The sequence below is a fragment of the Rhizobium sp. BK376 genome (assembly GCF_004341625.1).
GTDB lineage: Bacteria > Pseudomonadota > Alphaproteobacteria > Rhizobiales > Rhizobiaceae > Rhizobium.
The window spans coordinates 303,346-320,424 of record NZ_SLZG01000005.1 but is presented as its reverse complement, the minus strand read 5'-3'; the positions used below and the strand labels follow the sequence as shown (position 1 = coordinate 320,424).

16 protein-coding genes are annotated in these 17,079 nt (G+C 59.7%); 9 read left to right on the top strand and 7 right to left on the bottom strand.

Annotated elements, in window-relative coordinates; translation table 11 throughout:
- Positions 1-12: 12 nt before the first annotated feature.
- The 5 genes from bioB to EV561_RS15950 are packed head-to-tail and all read left to right on the top strand — an operon-like array spanning position 13 to position 4,976.
- Entirely contained in the window at positions 13-948 is a 936-nt protein-coding gene (gene bioB / locus EV561_RS15970) for a biotin synthase BioB (RefSeq protein ID WP_245512691.1), read from the top strand.
- The gene (locus tag EV561_RS15965; protein ID WP_132523127.1) at positions 945-2,090 is read left to right on the top strand and encodes an 8-amino-7-oxononanoate synthase; all 1,146 of its coding nucleotides are present in this window, start codon (positions 945-947) and stop codon (positions 2,088-2,090) included. Before bioB ends, EV561_RS15965 begins: the two co-directional genes overlap by 4 nt.
- Positions 2,087-2,725: a dethiobiotin synthase gene (gene bioD / locus EV561_RS15960; RefSeq protein WP_132523125.1), complete on the top strand. Its 639-nt coding sequence runs from the start codon at positions 2,087-2,089 to the stop codon at positions 2,723-2,725. Before EV561_RS15965 ends, bioD begins: the two co-directional genes overlap by 4 nt.
- A complete protein-coding gene (locus EV561_RS15955) occupies positions 2,722-3,987 on the top strand; it encodes an adenosylmethionine--8-amino-7-oxononanoate transaminase (RefSeq protein WP_132523123.1) in 1,266 nt (421 codons plus the stop codon). Before bioD ends, EV561_RS15955 begins: the two co-directional genes overlap by 4 nt.
- Positions 3,987-4,976: a beta-ketoacyl-ACP synthase III gene (locus EV561_RS15950; protein ID WP_245512684.1), complete on the top strand. Its 990-nt coding sequence runs from the start codon at positions 3,987-3,989 to the stop codon at positions 4,974-4,976. Before EV561_RS15955 ends, EV561_RS15950 begins: the two co-directional genes overlap by 1 nt.
- 51 nt (positions 4,977-5,027) lie before the next feature.
- On the opposite strand, the gene EV561_RS15945 is transcribed toward EV561_RS15950, so the two are convergent.
- Genes EV561_RS15945 through EV561_RS15925 form a run of 5 tightly spaced genes read right to left on the bottom strand, consistent with a single transcriptional unit; the run spans position 5,028 to position 9,950 of the window.
- A complete protein-coding gene (locus EV561_RS15945) occupies positions 5,028-5,801 on the bottom strand; it encodes an SDR family oxidoreductase (RefSeq protein ID WP_132523121.1) in 774 nt (257 codons plus the stop codon).
- An 11-nt stretch (positions 5,802-5,812) separates the two neighbouring features.
- Positions 5,813-6,865 (bottom strand): sn-glycerol-3-phosphate ABC transporter ATP-binding protein UgpC, encoded by a 1,053-nt coding sequence (gene ugpC, locus EV561_RS15940; protein WP_132523119.1) that lies wholly within the window; start codon positions 6,863-6,865, stop codon positions 5,813-5,815.
- Positions 6,866-6,886: 21 nt separating this feature from the next.
- Entirely contained in the window at positions 6,887-7,717 is an 831-nt protein-coding gene (locus tag EV561_RS15935; protein ID WP_132523117.1) for a carbohydrate ABC transporter permease, read from the bottom strand.
- Between the two features lie 45 nt (positions 7,718-7,762).
- Positions 7,763-8,698 (bottom strand): sugar ABC transporter permease, encoded by a 936-nt coding sequence (locus EV561_RS15930; RefSeq protein ID WP_132523115.1) that lies wholly within the window; start codon positions 8,696-8,698, stop codon positions 7,763-7,765.
- Position 8,699: 1 nt separating this feature from the next.
- Complete coding sequence (locus EV561_RS15925) at positions 8,700-9,950, bottom strand: extracellular solute-binding protein (protein WP_132523113.1); 1,251 nt, start codon at positions 9,948-9,950, stop codon at positions 8,700-8,702.
- 124 nt (positions 9,951-10,074) lie between these two features.
- Between EV561_RS15925 and EV561_RS15920 the strand changes: the two genes are divergently transcribed.
- Positions 10,075-10,998 (top strand): BadF/BadG/BcrA/BcrD ATPase family protein, encoded by a 924-nt coding sequence (locus EV561_RS15920; RefSeq protein WP_132523111.1) that lies wholly within the window; start codon positions 10,075-10,077, stop codon positions 10,996-10,998.
- Positions 10,988-12,016: a sugar isomerase gene (locus EV561_RS15915; protein ID WP_132523109.1), complete on the top strand. Its 1,029-nt coding sequence runs from the start codon at positions 10,988-10,990 to the stop codon at positions 12,014-12,016. The genes EV561_RS15920 and EV561_RS15915 overlap by 11 nt, the downstream gene beginning before the upstream one ends.
- A 2-nt stretch (positions 12,017-12,018) precedes the next feature.
- Here the strand turns inward: EV561_RS15915 and EV561_RS15910 are convergent, their stop codons facing one another.
- On the bottom strand, positions 12,019-13,230 hold the full coding sequence (locus EV561_RS15910; RefSeq protein ID WP_132523107.1) for an ROK family transcriptional regulator: 1,212 nt from the start codon (positions 13,228-13,230) through the stop codon (positions 12,019-12,021).
- 108 nt (positions 13,231-13,338) lie between these two features.
- On the opposite strand from EV561_RS15910, the gene EV561_RS15905 reads away from it, so the two are divergent.
- Positions 13,339-14,397 (top strand): phosphotransferase, encoded by a 1,059-nt coding sequence (locus EV561_RS15905; protein WP_132523105.1) that lies wholly within the window; start codon positions 13,339-13,341, stop codon positions 14,395-14,397.
- Positions 14,394-15,701 carry an aspartate aminotransferase family protein gene (locus EV561_RS15900; protein WP_132523103.1) on the top strand — a complete coding sequence of 436 codons (1,308 nt, stop codon included), beginning with the start codon at positions 14,394-14,396 and terminating at the stop codon, positions 15,699-15,701. The genes EV561_RS15905 and EV561_RS15900 overlap by 4 nt, the downstream gene beginning before the upstream one ends.
- Positions 15,702-15,791: 90 nt before the next feature.
- Here EV561_RS15900 and EV561_RS15895 read toward each other — a convergent pair whose 3' ends face one another.
- The gene (locus tag EV561_RS15895) at positions 15,792-16,910 is read right to left on the bottom strand and encodes a porin (protein WP_132523101.1); all 1,119 of its coding nucleotides are present in this window, start codon (positions 16,908-16,910) and stop codon (positions 15,792-15,794) included.
- Positions 16,911-17,079 lie beyond the last annotated feature (169 nt).

The window sequence follows — 17,079 nt, the reverse complement described above, 5'->3', positions numbered from 1 at the left end:
CGCACCACCTCCATTCAAGAAGCGAATTTTATCTATAATTTGCCATTCAACGATCTGCTTTATCGAGCCCAGACCGTTCACCGCGACAATTTCGACCCGAACGCCATCCAGATAAGCCGGCTTCTGTCGATCAAAACCGGTGGCTGCGCCGAGGACTGCGGCTATTGCAGCCAGTCTGCGCACTATCCGACCGGGCTGAAGGCCTCGAAGCTCATGGAGGTCGAGCGCGTGCTGACAGAGGCACGAAAGGCAAAGGAGAGCGGGGCGACGCGCTATTGCATGGGCGCAGCCTGGCGCAATCCCAAGGACCGCGACATGGATAGTCTCGTCGCCATGGTCGAGGGCGTCAGGGCGCTCGGCATGGAAACCTGCATGACCCTCGGCATGCTGACATCAGAACAATCCGCACGGCTCGCCGATGCCGGCCTCGATTACTACAATCACAATCTCGATACCTCCGAGCGCTTCTATTCGGAGATCATCACCACGCGCACTTTTGAGGACCGGCTGGAAACACTTGCCAATGTCCGGGATGCGGGCATCAAGGTCTGCGCAGGCGGGATACTTGGGATGGGAGAAACGGCAGAGGATCGCGTTTCGATGCTGGTTACGCTTGCCAACTTGCCTGCGGCACCGGAGAGCGTGCCGATCAACATGCTGATTCCGATCCCCGGCTCCAAGCTGGCGAATGCCGAGCCGATCGACCCGATCGAATTCGTCCGCACCATCGCGCTCGCGCGAATCCTGATGCCGACCTCGCATGTGCGCCTGTCTGCCGGCCGCACCGACATGAGTGACGAGTTGCAGGCGCTCTGTTTCTTTGCCGGGGCGAATTCTATCTTTGTCGGAGATACGCTCCTGACTGCGGATAATCCTGGCGAGGATCACGATACGGCTCTTTTCCGCCGGCTCGGCTTGAAGCCGATGGAACTGGAGAGATCACGATGAATTCTCCGGCACTCGCCCGCTACGAGGCTAAGCTTGCCGGTTTAACGCGTAGATCGCGGTTTCGCACTCTCGCCTCGCAGCAAGGCGTAGATTTCACCTCCAACGATTATCTCGGGCTAGCCAATGCCCCGCGTCTCAAGGCGGCGACAGCGGCCGCAATCGATCGCGGGGTTCCAATGGGCGCGGGCGGATCCCGGTTGCTGCGGGGCAATCATCCCGAACATGAAGAACTCGAGGCGGAGGCTGCAGCGTTCTTCGGAGTGGAGAAGGCCCTTTATTTCAGCAATGGATTTGCGGCGAACGTCTCGCTCTTTTCAACCTTGCCGCAGCGCGACGACCTCATCGTCTACGACACGCTGATCCATGCGAGCGCCCGAGATGGCATTTCCGCAAGCAAAGCCGAGGCTTTGGCCGTCCCGCACAATGATGTGGGGGCCTTCGATGTAGCGATCCGGAATTGGCGGGCACGCGGCGGTAGAGGTTCTCCCTGGATCGCCGTCGAAAGCCTTTATTCGATGGACGGGGACCGAGCGAAGGTATCCGAGCTTGCGGAGCTCGCCGATAGGTACGAGGGATTTCTGGTCGTCGATGAGGCACACGCCACGGGCGTATTCGGTCCCGGAGGTCGCGGCCTTGCATCAGGCTTGGAAAGCCGCGGCAACGTGCTGGTGTTGCACACTTGCGGCAAGGCTATGGGAATGTCCGGCGCGCTTTTGGAGCTGCCGGCGGTTCTCGCCGACTATATGATCAATCGCGCGCGCAACTTCATCTATTCGACCGCGCCGTCTCCGTTAATCGCAGCCGGCGTGCGCGAGGCGTTGCGGATCATCGACACTGAGCCTGAGCGCCGCTTGCGCCTCAAAAACTTGATCGACTTTGCCGGCGAACAATTGAAATCGAAGCTCGGCATCGATCCCAGCGGTTCGCAAATCATGCCGGTCATCGTTAACGACAATGACCGCGCGCTCCGAATTGCCGAGCGCATGCGGGCTGACGGTTTCGACGTAAGAGCCATTCGGCCGCCGACCGTGCCTGATGGAACCGCGCGTCTGAGAATTTCCATCACTCTCAACGTTGATGAGGACCAGATTGCTAGCATGGTCGAGCGACTTGCCGACGCGTTCGAGGGAGTGAAATCGTGATCCCGAGGTATGTCATCACCGGCACGGATACCGGCATCGGCAAGACGATCTTCTCGGCCGCGCTGACGGTCGCCCTGGATGCTTTTTATTGGAAGCCCGTGCAGTCGGGTCTCGATGAGGAGACCGATAGCGAGGCCGTGCTGCGGCTCTCAGGCGCGCCCAGAGGACGTATCCTGCCGGAGGCCTACCGGCTTGCGACACCCGCTTCGCCGCACCTCTCCGCCCGCATCGACGGTATCTCGATTGATGCCGACAGTCTTACTCCACCGCAAACCAGTGGCCCACTGGTTATCGAAGGGGCGGGCGGACTTCTGGTGCCGCTCTCAGACAAGATGGTCTTCGCCGATATTTTCGCCCGATGGCAGCTCCCAGCCATCCTGTGTGCCCGAACATCACTGGGTACGATCAACCATACGCTTCTGTCGCTCGAAGCGATGAAGCGCCGCGCTATTCCGATATTCGGCATTGCGTTCATCGGCGACGAAAACCACGAGACACAACGCATCATCATGGAAATGAGCGGGATTCGTTCACTTGGTCGCCTGCCGCCGCTTCCGGTCATAAATCATCTCACGCTTCGTCAGGCATTCCTGCAGAATTTCGATCTGGCGACCTTTGTCGAGGCATCGCAATGAACCGATCAGCGGTCTGGCACCCCTTCACACAACACGCACTCGAACCGCCGATGAAACGCATCGTATCGACGAAAGGCGCCTATCTCGTCGACGAGGAGGGCAAGCGCATTCTCGATGCCATTTCGTCATGGTGGGTCATTACGCATGGCCACCGGCATCCTGTAATCATGGAGGCAATTCGCGCTGCGACCGAGAGTTTCGACCAGATCATTTTCGCCGAGTTCTCGCACGAGCCGGCCGAGCGGCTCGCCAGCGGTTTGATCGAGATTGCTCCGCCCGGACTGAAGCATGTGTTTTATTCCGACAGCGGCTCCACCTCGGTCGAGGTGGCTATCAAAATGGCGCTCGGCTACTTCCACAATCAGGGCGAACCGCGCAATCGCATCGTGGTGATGGAGAACAGCTATCACGGTGATACGATCGGTACGATGTCGGCTGGGGAGCGCGGTGTTTTCAACGCCGCCTACGAGCCGCTGTTGTTTGACGTGGATCGGATTCCCTTTCCAGAAAGGGGACATGAGCAAGACACGCTCGATCGGTTCGAGGCGTTCTGCCGCAAGGGACGCGTCGCGGCCTTGCTGATCGAGCCCCTGGTTCTCGGGGCCGGCGGGATGAGGACATACAGCCCGGCCGTCCTTGCAGGATTGAAGCATATCGCCGCGCGATATGGATGCCTTTTCATTGCCGACGAAGTGATGACTGGCTGGGGCCGGACCGGCACGATGTTCGCCTGTGAGCAGGCAGAGATCGTCCCTGACATCCTGTGTACATCCAAGGGACTGACCGGCGGCGCGATACCGCTCGCGGCCACGCTCTGCACCGCCGATATCTTTGACGCCCATCTGTCGACGGACAGACGGAAGACCTTCTTTCATTCGAGTTCTTACACCGCCAATCCGATCGCCTGCGCTGCGGCGGTCGCCAATCTCGAGATCTGGCGTAGTGAGCCGGTTCTGGATCGCGTTCGGAATCTTGAAGTCGCGCATCGGCAGATCCTGGCGCGATATGCCGAGGATGCGAGGTTCGACAACGTTCGGCAAATAGGGACGATTGCAGCACTCGATTTGTCAGTACCATCGTCCGGCTATCTGGCCGATGTTGGTCCGCGTATGCGCAGATTGTTCCGCGAGCGCGGCCTGCTCATCCGTCCGCTCGGCAACGTCCTTTACCTCATGCCGCCTTATTGCGTTACCGACGATGAGCTTGCGCGCGCCTATGAGGCCATCGACGAGGTGGCGTCAATCATCGGGAATAGCGTCTGATGGTCCCGAGCCCTTCTTCCCATATGGCCGGCTTCGGACACGCGGTGCCGACAAGATGCGTCGACAATGAGGAAATCGAAGCCCGCCTCGGGCTTGAGACAGGGTGGATCGAGCGCCGGACCGGTATCCGCACGCGCTATTGGGCCGAGGACGGCGAAACGTTGAGCGGCCTTGCTGCGGCAGCCGGGCAGATGGCGCTCGATGATGCGGCGCTCACCCGGTCGGACGTCGCACTGACGCTACTCGCTACCTCAACGCCCGACCATCTTCTGCCGCCATCGGCGCCGCTGCTCGCGCACAAGCTGGGTCTTGAAAAATCCGGTGCGATCGATCTTGCGGGTGCCTGCTCCGGGTTTCTTTATGCACTCACGCTGGCAGATGGCTTCGTAAAAGCACATGGCTGCCCGGTGCTGGTGGTGGCTGCCAATATCCTCAGCCGCCGCATCAATCCTGCCGAAAGGGCAAGCGCCGTACTTTTCGCCGATGCGGCAGGCGCAGTCGTGCTCGTGCCGGATCGAGATATCAAGCGCGGCCTTCTCTCTGCGGATCTTTCGTCGGATGGCAGTGGCTATGATCTGATCCAGATACCAGCCGGCGGCAGCAATCGGCCTTTTTCCGCGGAGATCGGTGCGGTCGAATTTCTGATGACGATGCGGAACGGGCGCGAGGTTTTTTCTCGCGCGGTCGATCTGATGACTAGGACGTCGCGGAAGGCGATGGAACAGGCAGGCGTGTCCGCGGGGGATATCGACTGCTTCATACCCCATCAAGCCAATGCGCGAATGTTCGACGCAGTTTGCGACAATCTCGGCATCGAGAAAGCCACGATCGTCAGGACGATCGAAACCTACGGCAATTCATCCGCGGCAACCATCCCGCTGTCCCTGTCTCTTGCCAACCGCGAAACGAGATTCGCCGAGGGTGAAACTTTGCTTTTGACCGCTGCCGGCGCGGGCCTTTCGGGAGGATCCGTGATCATTCGGGCTTAGGGTCGGGCGGCGTTGTCCAATACCTTGCCGAAACTGGCCCGATATCTCTTGCTATCCAGCTGTGAGATGCATTCCGCTGTCGATGACAAGGCACTGACCGGTCACTCTTGTCGCCCGGTCGGTCAACCAGAGAATGGCGTCGGCGATGTCTAGCGCATCTGGAATGCTGTGGAGCGGCGCGGCTGCGATCAAGCCCTCTTTGAAAACCCTGTAGGATTCCTCGTCGTGCCAGGCGAGCGCCCATGTCGTATCGACGAAGCCGGGGCAGACCGCATTGACGCGGATTGCCGGCGCCAGCGTCCGCGCCAATCCGATCGTCATGGTGTTGACCGCACCCTTTGAGGCGGCATAGGCAAGCGACGAGCCATCGCCGGAGAAGGCCGAATCCGAAGACACGTTCACGATGGAACCGCTGTCGGTCTGCTTGAGAAAGGGGACGGCAGCGCGGATCATCTGATAGGTGCCGGTCACATTGACGCTGAAGATATGTTGGAAATCCACGGCGTTCGATGCGGCGAGATCAGCCGCCGGGGCATGGCGCGTCACACCGGCATTGTTGACCAAGGCATCGATGCGGCCGAAGCGCCCGAGGGCAGCATCGACGATCGCCCGGCACGCTTCATCATCGGCAATATCGCCGACAGCGGTGATCGCTTCGCCGCCTTCTGCCCTGCATTGCTCGGCAACGGCCTCGGCGCCATCGCGATTGCGGCTATAATTGATGACGACGTCATAGCCCGCGCGGGCAAGGGCGCGGGACGTCGCCGCCCCGATGCCGGACCCCCCGCCGGTGATAACCGCGCATTTTCTCTGGCTATCCGCCATGGGTTATCTCCTCAAGACCTGATCCGCCGGCCGTCGCTGTCAAACAGACACACCTTGGCAGTGTCGATCGCCAGGCAGACCTGTTGTCCGGGTTGAAGGTGCAGGCGTTCGTGCGCGGTAAGGGCAATCTGCTGGGCGCCTGCCTGGACGATCACTTCAGTCGAAGCGCCGGTCGGCTCGATGATGTAGATCGTGCCGGGAACGCCCTCATCCGAAAGCCGAATGTGTTCCGGCCGGATGCCGTAGGACACTTTCTGGCCGTCGACGACATCAGAGACGGGCAGAGCAAGTCTCACGCCGTCCTCCGTTTCGAATGCCCCGGCACTGATCTTCCCTTCAATGAGGTTCATGGCGGGCGAGCCGATGAATTGTGCGACGAAGATATTCGCCGGATCGTCATAGAGCTCGAGAGGGACACCGGCCTGCTCGACGACACCGGAACGCATGACGACGATCCGATCCGCCATGGTCATCGCTTCGACCTGATCATGCGTGACATAGACCGTCGTGGTCTTCAGCCGCTGATGCAGGGCCTTGATCTCCGCCCGCATCTGGACGCGCAGTTTCGCATCGAGGTTGGACAGCGGCTCGTCGAACAGAAATACCTTGGGGTCGCGCACGATCGCCCTCCCCATGGCAACGCGCTGGCGCTGGCCGCCGGAAAGCTGCCTCGGATAGCGTTCCAGCAGGTCGCCGAGGCCAAGGATTGCGGCGGCCCGTTTCACCTTGGCGTCGATCTCCGGCTTCGGCACTTTCTTCAGCGAGAGGGCGAACTCCATGTTCTGCCGGATAGTCATATGCGGATAGAGAGCGTAGTTTTGGAATACCATGGCGATATCGCGCGATTTTGGCGCGACGTCGTTGATCACCTTTCCCGCTATTTCGATTTCGCCGCCGGTGATCTCTTCCAGACCCGCGATCATCCTTAGAAGCGTCGATTTTCCGCAACCGGAAGGGCCGACGAGAACGACGAACTCGCCATCGGGAATATCGACCGAAATGTCCTTGATGATGCTGGTCTGGGCATAGCTCTTGCTGACATTGCGAATTTGGACAGAGCTCATGGAACTTCCTTGTTGGGCAACCTACTTCACCGCGCCTTGCGTGATGCCGGCGATGAATTGCTTGGAGAGGACGATATAAAGCAGCGTGATCGGCAGCGCCGCGAGCGTCAAGCCCGTGAACATGACGCCCCAATCGGTGGTGAATTCGCCGATGAAGACAGTAAGCCCCTGCGGCAATGTCTTCAGGTCATCGGAGGTGATCAGGATCAGCGGGAAGAAGAAGTCATTCCAGATCGGGACGGCGTTCTGGATCATCACGATGACCATCGCGGGCTTTGCCAGAGGCAGCATGATGCGAAGCATGATCAACAATTCGCTCGCACCGTCCATGCGGGCGGATTCTTCCAGTTCGCGCGGCAAGGTCCGCAGAAAGCCGGTGAGGATGAAGACGGCCGACGGCAGTCCCATTGCAACATAGACAAGGACGAGACCGGCATAGGTGTCGATCAGATGCAAGGCGTTGAGCTGGATGAAGAGCGGAATGATCGCAAGCTTCAGAGGCACCGTCATGCCGCTGATGAAGAACATCAGCACGGCGCCTCCAAGCCGGAACTCGTAGCGCGCAATCGCATAGGCCGCCATCGTGCCGAAGATCAGGATCAGCGCGATCGAAGCAAATGTAACGCCAAAGGAATTCAGCATGTAGCGAAGGAAATTCGTCTGGTCCCAGACCTTCTGCAGGTTTGCGAAGGAAAGGCTGTTCGGCAATGCGAAGGGCGAACTGAAGATCTCCGCATTTGTCTTGAAAGCCGAAAGCACCATGACAAAGAGCGGATAGAGCATGATCAGCGCATTCAGCGCGAGCAGCGCCTGAATGAAGCCGTTCTTCACCCACTCGTTGGAATTGTTCATGTCTTGTCTCGCAGGGTTGAAAGGGACGACAGCAAGGCCCGATCTCTAGAGCTGAATTTCGCGGCGGCGAAGGAAACGCAAGGCAACGAACGAAAAGCCGGCCACGAAGATGAACATCAGGACCGCGAGGGCGCTACCCTGCCCGAAATCCTGGATCCCGTTCGTCACGCTGCCGAATGCCGTGCGGTAGAAATAGAGACCCAGAACGTCGGTCGAACCGCCAGGCGAACCGGTGAGGCCGGCCATGACATAAGGGATTTCAAACCAGTTGAAGCTGCCAATGAAGGTCAGGATGCAGACGATCGTGACGCTCGGCGCGATCAGCGGCCAGATGATGCGTCGCAAGAGAACATAGTCGCCGGCGCCGTCCAGACGGGCGGCCTCGATCACTTCCGCGGAAATCCGCTGCATGCCGGCAAGAAGGACGAGCGTCGGGAAACCGAGCCAGTGCCAGATATTGGCAAATATGATGCTGCCGAGCGCCGTGTTTTCATTGCCAAGCCAGGCTGGCCCCTGAATGTGAACAAGTGCCAGTGCGCCGTTCACCAGACCGAAGATCGGGTTCAGGAAAAGCTTCCAGAGAAAGCCGACAATGACCGAAGACAGAACGACCGGCAGGAAGACGATCACCTGGTGAATGCGATGTCCCGGCAGGCCCTTCAGCAGTGCGAAGGCAACGAGAAAGGCCGTGCCATTTTCAAAAATCATCAGCGAGACGAAAACGATGACGTTATGCCAGAAGGCATTGTAGGTCCAACCGCTATAGGGCTCTTCGAACAGCACCTTTCGGAAGTTTTCGAGACCGATGAAATGCGACGGCAACAGACCATTGAAGTCGTAGAACGCGAAGCGCAGGGCCGACAAGAGCGGCCATACGACAAAGAGCGTCATGACGGTCAGGGCCGGCAGCAGCAGGAAGAGAATCCACAACGACCGGCGCCGCGGCCAAAAGGATCTGGAGCGGCGGCGGTCGTTGCTCATCTTACTTCCCCTGGAAAGGCTTGTACCACTTGGCGAGACCGTTGGTGAGGTCGGCGCCGAGCTGGTCCGGCGTAATCGATCCACTCATCATCTTCGTAATGTCGGTCTGCAGCAACTCGGAACCGGTCGGCTTTTCGAAACGGAAGTAGACCACGTTGATATGCGGCATGGCCGTCTCGTTGAGCTTGGCAACCTCGGCAAGCAGCGGGTCCTTCACTTCGACGCCCTTGATCGGCGAGATATTCCCGAGAAGAGCGGTGAACTTGTCGCCGAATTCCTTGGTACCCATCCAGGCCACCAATTTCAGGGCAGCTTCCTTGTTCGGTGAGGCGGCATTTACGGCGTAGCCACCATCGAAGAACTTCGTCGCCTGCGGAATATCACCGGCCTTGGCGGCTGGCGGGGCGACAAAATCCATGTCGAGCTGCGGATTCTGGCTCTTGTAGGTGGCGATGTCGAAGCTGCCGCCGGCAAGCATGGCCGCGCGCCCGCTGACGAAAAGCTGACCCGCGGTATCGTAATCAACGCCTTCGAAGCCGGTCGGCATGTAGTCGCGCAGCTCAAGCAGTTTGTTGAGCGCCGCGATATAGCGCGGGTCCTTGAAGGTTGCCTTGCCGGTCTTCAGATCCGAGACGAAATCCTGTCCGAGGAACGGGCCGGTGAAAGCGGCGACGAACATTTCGTTGAACCAGCTGGTGCCGAGGCCGTTTGCCAGCGGAGTGATGCCCTTTTCCTTCAGCGCCTTGGATACGGTGATGAACTCATCCCAGGTGGTCGGCGGCGTCAGGCCGGCCTTCTGGAAAACGTCCTTGTTGATGAACAGGCCGAGGGTCTGAGATGCGAAGGGGAGAGAATAAACCTGGCCGTCGCCACGGTAGGTGCCGGCAAGCAACGCGTCGGCCGACATATTGGCGAGCGAGGGCATGTTCGAGCTGTCTTGCTTGACGAAGTAGCCGGATTTTACGAATTGCTCCAGCCAGCCATAAGCGTGGGTGTGAATGACGTCGCCGCCCTTGCCGCCCGCAAGCGCAGTGGAGACGATCGTCGGATAATTCTCGTCCGGGAAGGATTCGAACTTCACGTGGATGTCCGGATTTTCCTTTGTGAAATCGGAAAACAGCTCGTTGTAAGCAGCCTTGTCTTCCTGGCGCCATGTCCAGAAAGAGATGTCAGTCGCGTAGGTAAGGGGCGCCGAAACACCCCAGGCGATTGTCGCTGCGGTCAGCAGCCCTGCGATCGATGTCAGTTTCATTGTGCTCCCCTTTTTTCGTTCTAGAGCATGTCCACGATCATTAACAAATCATAGTTCTTGCGTTCTGGCTAGATAGTTTGTAAATTTGCCGAACTATATTTTTTATTCACAGGCGCCAGACCATATGAAGCAAGCTGACCTCATTGCAGGGATCGATATCGGCGGGACAAAAACGCACGTCCTCATCAAGGACGCGAACCGCGTTATCGCGGACAAGGTGGTCCCCTCTTCCGACTGGCGCGTATGGGAGCGCGAAAAGGATGCCGTGGCGCTTGCCGCGCTCATCAAGGAGATTGCCGGCGGCAAACTCTGTGCAACGGCAATCGGCGCGCATGGTTGCGACACTGATGAGCACTGCAAGCAACTGGAAGCCGACCTCGCTTCCGGCCTTGAGGGAAGAATAAAGGTCGTCAACGATTCTGAACTGCTCGTTCCGGCAGCGGGTTTCGTCTCCGGTATCGGCGTCGTCTCCGGGACCGGTTCGATCGCGGTTGCCCGCACGGCAAACGATGAAATGCTTGTGGCCGGCGGATGGGGTTGGATCCTCGGAGATGAAGGTGGTGCCGCAGCCCTCGTCAGGGAGGCAGCCCGTGCCATTCGCGGCGCGATCGATCTCGGCCAGATGGACGACCCTCTGATAGCGGAATTGATGGCAAAGCTTGAGACAGAAGATGCAACCAAAATCGGCCGGCTTTTGAACGCTACCCGAAGCGCTGCCATCTGGGGCGGATATGCAGATGCGGTGTTCGATGCCGCGCGGCAAGGGTCGGCACTCGCAAATCGGGTGATCCGCGAGGGCGCGGATGCGCTCGCCGGTCTTATCGGGGTCCTGATCAGCCGTGGAGCGGATGCGAGCCACGTGGTGATCGGCGGCGGCGTTGTCGTCGAACAACCCCTGCTCTTCGACGCATTCGTCGCCGCCATGTCGAAAGTATCGCCGGCGAGCGAGATCACGCTGCTGCGGGCGCCGCCTGTCAACGGAGCGCTCGCCATAGCTGAACGCCTTCGCGCCGAGATTCGTGAAATGGAGAAATTCAATGGCAAATGAACGGATAGGCTATCGCAGCGCGGTTGCCCGCCAGCCCGAGAGCCTTGCGCACGGTCTCAAGATCGTGACGGCCGCATTGGAGACGATCGATATCCGGCCGTTCCGGGGCAAGTCGATCGGTTTTGCGGGAATCGGGGCCAGCTATCAGGCTGCGATGGTCGGCGCCAGTTACCTGCGGCTGCTCGGTATTCCGTCTTTTGCCTATTGCCCGACGGACCTCTATGAAGCCGTGGACAGCGCTGCGCAGGCTTTCGTGGCGCTCTCGGCCTCGGGCCAGAGCAAGGAGATTTCCGATGTCATGGCGCTGCGGGCTCTTATGCCCCGCATTGCGATTTGCAGGAGCGCCGAAAACCCGCTTGCGGAACTGACCGGCGCCGTCATTCCGAGCGGTTCGGGAGCGGACAACGGAGCAAGCTCGACGGGCTATACCGGCATGGTGCTTGCGATCGGACTTCTCTGCGATGCCCTTGCGGGCAAGACCTTCAGCGGATGGGCCGATCTGCCGGCGGCTGTTGGCCAAATGCTGCAATCAACGCGCAATATGGCCAACGCCGCCGCGGCAAGCCTGCAAGCCTGCAGCTCGATCGATCTGGTCGGTGCCCGCGCCGGATTTGCGACTGCCGGCGAAGGCGCCATGCTGATCCGGGAAGCTGTGCGCATTCCCGCGGCCGGCTGGGATACGATGAACTATCTTCACGGGCCGATGGAGTCGCAGGACAGCCGTACCGGTGTGATCGCTTTCGGCAACGGCCGCGAGGTGAAAATCGCAGAAGATATGGCAGGCTTCGGCTGCCCATCCGTTTTGATCACCGATCGATCCGACATGCCTCACCGCCCGAACCTTACGGTCATCACCGTTCCGGGGTTCGACAATCCCGTGGCCGACGCGATCATCCAGATCGTCGCGCTCCAGATGATTGTCGGCGACATGCAGGATTCGGCGGGACTGACCGACATCACGTTTCGCTACAGACAGACCGACACGAAACTGAAGGCATGGTCGCCGACGGAGGTCTAGGATTAGCCGAACGACGGCTGCGGCTCGTCGCCCGCAGCCTCGTTCGAGGAGAGAACAACGGTCGCATCCGGAGCCTCTCCGAGAATTGTCGCCAGGGCGTAATCCGCCGCCAGCCGTGTCGCGCCGATAACCGTACCATTCGCGCCAAGGGTGCTGCTGGCAATTTCCGTTGCCCAGGTCAGCTCACGCGAAACATGCCGGACCTCCTCCAGGATGAACGGATTCTGCCCAACGCCGCCACCGAGCACCACCAGACCCGGATCGAACAAACCGATGCAACCACCCACCATTCGTCCAATATCGGCAGCGTGTTTATTGACCCAGGCCAGGGCTTCCTTTTCGCCTTGCTCGGCCCGGTCGAAAAGCTCCCTCGCTGAGGCTGGGGGCTCGTTCGTCGACCAGCCGGCGATACAGCGCTCCATCAAAGCATCGGAGCCGAGGTAATGTTCAATGCCTTCGCGTTCCGGCACCTCGTTTGCAGACCAGGGGAAAGGTATGCGGCCAGCCTCGCCGGCCGCACCGTTGAAACCGCGAAACAATTTGCCGCCGATCACGATGCCGAGACCGATGCGAACGCCGACCTGAAGGAATATGAAGATATCGCGGCCTTTCGCGACGCCATTGTGGAGCTCGCCAAAGGCTGCGCAATTGACGTTGTTTTCAAGCAGGATCGGTGCATCGACCGAGTGGCGCAGCCGCTGCAGCACCGCTTCGGGGGAGCGGCGCTTGTTCTGGCCAAGCCGGCTTTTCGAGACGATGCGCGGAACCGCGACCGCGACGCTGCGGAGAACCTGGCCGCGACTGCCGACGGCAAGGATGGCCGCTTTGGCCGCTTCATCGACGATCGAGGCCACCTCTTCGATAGTGGCACGCTGCTGCTTGCCGATTTTCAGTTCGACGGCGGCAAGCGGACTTCCGTCAAGCCCTTGCGCGACCGCGCGGACCTGCGCCACACCGACATCGATACCGATGACATAGCCGGCGGCAGGGCCGAGCGCATAGACCGCCGCCGAGCGGCCCATGGCGCCCTGTTGCGAGCCGATCGGGGCAACCAGACCAAGCGCGCCGAGCTCGTTCACGACGGCGGTCATCGTCGGCTTCGACAGGTTGAGAATTGCCCCGAGCCGCGGGCGGGTAATCGGCCCCGAGGACGCAACCACACGCAGTACCTGGCGCGAGCTTTCCGTCAGGGAGGGAATGGGACTGAGGGGCATCCTGGCTCTTTTCGATGGAAAACCGGCGGTTCTTCGCCACAAAATGCAAATCACACCCGGCAGTTTCAATCATTCTCCACAGCCCGGTGTCAATAAAGGTGTGATTCCATGTCGTCGACATCCGAGCCAATTCAGCAAAACCAGAATGCGCTCAATGCCACGGTTGCAAAAACGCCGCTGGCGACAGTGGCAGCCATCGCCTGGGAACATTTCGGCGTAGCCGGCAGCGCCGTCACGTTGTCGAGCGAGCGGGACGAGACCTTTCTCATCCACGCAGACAGCGGCCGCGGCTATATTCTCAAGATCGCCAATCCGGCCGAGCGGCTCGACGTGCTCGAATTCCAGACGCAGGCCCTGGTTCATCTCGAGGCAAAGGGGCTGCCCTTGCCACTTCCAAACGCTGTCCCGACAAGGAAGGGAGAAACGCTCGTTCTCCTGCCTTTCGGAAATGAGCAGCGCATAGGGCGCATGCTGACCTTCCTCGATGGCCAACAGCTCTACAAGGCACCACGGTCCAGCGGCCAGATGCGGGCGCTTGGCGAGGCACTTGCCCTTCTCGGAAAGGGTCTGGCCGATTTCAAACCGCAGGTACCGCAGCAGGATCTGCTTTGGGATATCTGCAACGCCACGGCATTGTCCGAATTCGTTACCGAGGTCGAGCCTTCGCGGCAGTTGATGGTTCGGCATGCGCTCGATGGCTTCGTCAGACTTGCGGATCGGGGAATCAATGCCCTTCCCCGACAGGTCATCCACAATGACTTCAACCCGCACAATGTTCTCGTTTCCCAAGCCGACCCGGAGGTCGTCACAGGTGTGATCGACTTCGGCGATATGGTGGAGGCGCCCCTGATCAATGATCTTGCGGTTGCTCTCTCCTATCAGATCGGCGCTGAAACAGGCTTTGAGGACGCCATTGCCATGCTTTCCGCCTATCACCGCATAAGACGGCTCGATCAATTCGAGATCGCCTGCCTGCCGACCCTGTTGCGTACGAGGCTTGCCATGACCGTCGTCATCACCGAATGGCGAGCCAGCCTCTATCCGGAGAATCGAGACTATATTCTTCGGAACCACCCGATCGCTCTTTCAGGGCTGACGCGCCTTGCCGACTATTCCGATAAGGATCTTGGCACCTTGTTTCAGCAAAAAATTGGAGACTTGTCATGACGATGGCCAATGCATTCGGCGCCGCGGATTTTGCCAGGCTGAGCGAGGAGGAGCAGGCGATGATCGCGCGGCGGGAACGCGTGCTCGGGCCAGCCTACCGCCTGTTTTACGAGAGACCGGTGCATTTCGTCCGTGGCGAGGGAGTCTGGCTCTACGACAGCCACGGTCAGGCCTATCTCGACGCCTATAATAATGTTGCATCCGTCGGCCATGGCAACCCGAAGGTCCTCGACGCTATAAGCCGACAGGCGGCGACCCTCAACACCCACACCCGCTATCTTCACGACGGTATCCTGACCTATGCCGAATCGTTGACGGCGACCTGCCCGCCCGAACTCAGCCAGGCCATGTTCACCTGCACGGGAAGCGAGGCCAACGATCTGGCAGTCCGTATTGCACGATCCTACACGGGTGGAACCGGCATCATCGTCACGTCGCATGCCTATCACGGCGTCACCAGCACGGTTGCCGAGTTTTCCCCGTCGCTCGGGCCAAGCGTTGATCTCGGCGTCCATGTCAGAACGGTAGCAGCGCCGAACCCGAATCTGCCTGCTGACGCAATCGAAGCGGATTTCGCGCAAGGGGTGGAAGCTGCCATTGCCGATCTCAAAAGGCACGGCTTGAAACCCGCTATGCTCATCGTCGACACGATCTTTTCAAGCGATGGCGTGATCGCCGAGCCGCCCGGCTTCCTCAAATCCGCCGTTGCCGCTATTCGCGAGGCTGGCGGCATCTTTGTCGCCGATGAGGTCCAGCCCGGGTTCGGGCGGACAGGGGATGCCATGTGGGGCTTTTTGCGGCACGGCATCGTTCCGGACTTGGTGACCATAGGCAAGCCGATGGGCAACGGTTATCCCATGGCCGGCCTGATCGCGCGGCCTGAGATCATCGCTGACTTCGGCCGAAACGCCCGCTATTTCAACACATTCGGCGGTAACCCCGTCGCGGCGGCAGCGGGCCAGGCAGTGCTCGACGTCATTTCAGAACAAGGGCTGATCGCAAATGCCCGAACCGTCGGGACTTATCTCAGAGAGAAGTTGGCAGAATATGTAAACCGCTCGCCGTTGATTGCCTCCGTGCGCGGCGCCGGCCTTTTCATCGGAATGGACATTGTCGAAGACGGCAAGCCTTCCGCACAGGCAGCAGCGCGGATCGTCAATGGGCTTCGCGAACGCCACGTGCTCATCAGCGCGAGCGGACCGCAGGCAAATGTTCTGAAGATTCGACCGCCCCTCGTCTTTTCGCGGGCGAATGCAGACACCTTCATCGATGCCCTCCATGCGGCCTTGGCGGATATGTCTTAGGAGGCATGTCGCGGATGGCATGGAGCGCCGCACGACTGGCGGCGCTCCGGATTTGGCATCAGGGGCGAAGCAATTCGCACCTGATACTGCTTAGAAGTTGCGCTGGAAGCGGAGAATACCAGCCCACTGGTCGTTGTCGGTAGAATCCCAGCGCGTGTAGTTGACTTCAGGCTCCACGGTCAGACCCTTGACCGGGTTGTACTTCAGGTTTGCGGAAGCAGCCAGGATCTTCGAGTCGGTGTAGGCGACCTGGAAATCGGCCTTCAGCTTGTCGTTGATCTTGTAGGCACCACCGCCCCAGAGAGCCCAGTCACCCCAGCCGCAAAGCTCTTCGCGGTCAGCCGGGCAAGCGCCGTCGACGACGTAGCCGGATGCAAACTTGTTGAGCTTGTCGCCATCCGTGTTCCAGCCGCCCATGAGGAAGAGGGAGAGAGCACCGAGATCGGCGTCGACACGTGCCTTGATGGCACCTTCTTCGACGATGGAATCATAACCGCCGACGACGCCGAACTGCCAGATGCCAGTCTTGTAGAGGACACCGACGACTGCATCGGGAGCGTAGTGATTTTCCTTGCCGGTCTGCCAGCTCTTGCCGTTCTTCTGGACGAAGGAGCTGTCATAGAAGGTATCGGATCCTGAATCGGTGTCTTCCAACGAGACCATGGCCTGGAAACCGTTGCCGGCGTCGTAGGTGTAGGTCAGCTGATTGAGTTCAGTGTTGGTCGGGCCAGGGCCGTAGGAGACAACGTCGTCCTGGATGATGTCGCCGGCGTAGCCGAGGAAGGACGAGAACTGCGAGTCGGCCTTACCGACCAGGAAGCCACCGAGGCTGATGTTGGACCAAAGCAGCTTGGTGCTGTTTGTGCCTTCCTGGAAGTCCCAACGGAAGACCGTATCTGTCTTCAGCGGGCCCCATTCGGTGTCGGTCGCCGTATCGATGTCGAGTTCAGAACGGGTATGCCAGAGCGTTCCGATCCGGTGGTCAGGCTGGTACGCGTCGCCCCAATAACCTTCGGTGCGCACCATGCCGCCGACCTTCAGGCAGGTTTCCGTGCCTGGAATGAAAAAGTAGCCGGCGCCGTAGGCATCGCAAACGCGGACATATTCCACGGGTTCCGGCTCTGCTGCCACCACTGCATCGGCGGCGTAGGACGCTGAAGCGGACGCGAGAGCCGCCGCGGTACCTAGGAGTAGCATTTTGAGATTCATTGTTATTCCTCTATCAAGCGGGCACAGCTATCCGCGCCGTGAATCGACGTTTTGAGCTTGCCTTCCTTGTTAACGAGCCCTTACGGGCGATACGGCGAGCGCCGCAGCGTAGTCATCGCACTGCGGTCGAAATGTATCAATAAAAAATACATTTATGGACTTACTAATT

Excerpts from the sequence above, each read along its gene's own strand:
- EV561_RS15965 (WP_132523127.1), top strand. The coding sequence starts at position 945 with ATGAATTCTCCGGCACTCGCCCGCTACGAGGCTAAGCTTGCCGGTTTA.
- EV561_RS15955 (WP_132523123.1), top strand. The coding sequence starts at position 2,722 with ATGAACCGATCAGCGGTCTGGCACCCCTTCACACAACACGCACTCGAA.
- EV561_RS15950 (WP_245512684.1), top strand. The coding sequence starts at position 3,987 with ATGGTCCCGAGCCCTTCTTCCCATATGGCCGGCTTCGGACACGCGGTG.
- EV561_RS15945 (WP_132523121.1), bottom strand. The coding sequence starts at position 5,801 with ATGGCGGATAGCCAGAGAAAATGCGCGGTTATCACCGGCGGGGGGTCC.
- ugpC (WP_132523119.1), bottom strand. The coding sequence starts at position 6,865 with ATGAGCTCTGTCCAAATTCGCAATGTCAGCAAGAGCTATGCCCAGACC.
- EV561_RS15935 (WP_132523117.1), bottom strand. The coding sequence starts at position 7,717 with ATGAACAATTCCAACGAGTGGGTGAAGAACGGCTTCATTCAGGCGCTG.
- EV561_RS15930 (WP_132523115.1), bottom strand. The coding sequence starts at position 8,698 with ATGAGCAACGACCGCCGCCGCTCCAGATCCTTTTGGCCGCGGCGCCGG.
- EV561_RS15925 (WP_132523113.1), bottom strand. The coding sequence starts at position 9,950 with ATGAAACTGACATCGATCGCAGGGCTGCTGACCGCAGCGACAATCGCC.
- EV561_RS15920 (WP_132523111.1), top strand. The coding sequence starts at position 10,075 with ATGAAGCAAGCTGACCTCATTGCAGGGATCGATATCGGCGGGACAAAA.
- EV561_RS15915 (WP_132523109.1), top strand. The coding sequence starts at position 10,988 with ATGGCAAATGAACGGATAGGCTATCGCAGCGCGGTTGCCCGCCAGCCC.
- EV561_RS15910 (WP_132523107.1), bottom strand. The coding sequence starts at position 13,230 with ATGCCCCTCAGTCCCATTCCCTCCCTGACGGAAAGCTCGCGCCAGGTA.
- EV561_RS15905 (WP_132523105.1), top strand. The coding sequence starts at position 13,339 with ATGTCGTCGACATCCGAGCCAATTCAGCAAAACCAGAATGCGCTCAAT.
- EV561_RS15900 (WP_132523103.1), top strand. The coding sequence starts at position 14,394 with ATGACGATGGCCAATGCATTCGGCGCCGCGGATTTTGCCAGGCTGAGC.
- EV561_RS15895 (WP_132523101.1), bottom strand. The coding sequence starts at position 16,910 with ATGAATCTCAAAATGCTACTCCTAGGTACCGCGGCGGCTCTCGCGTCC.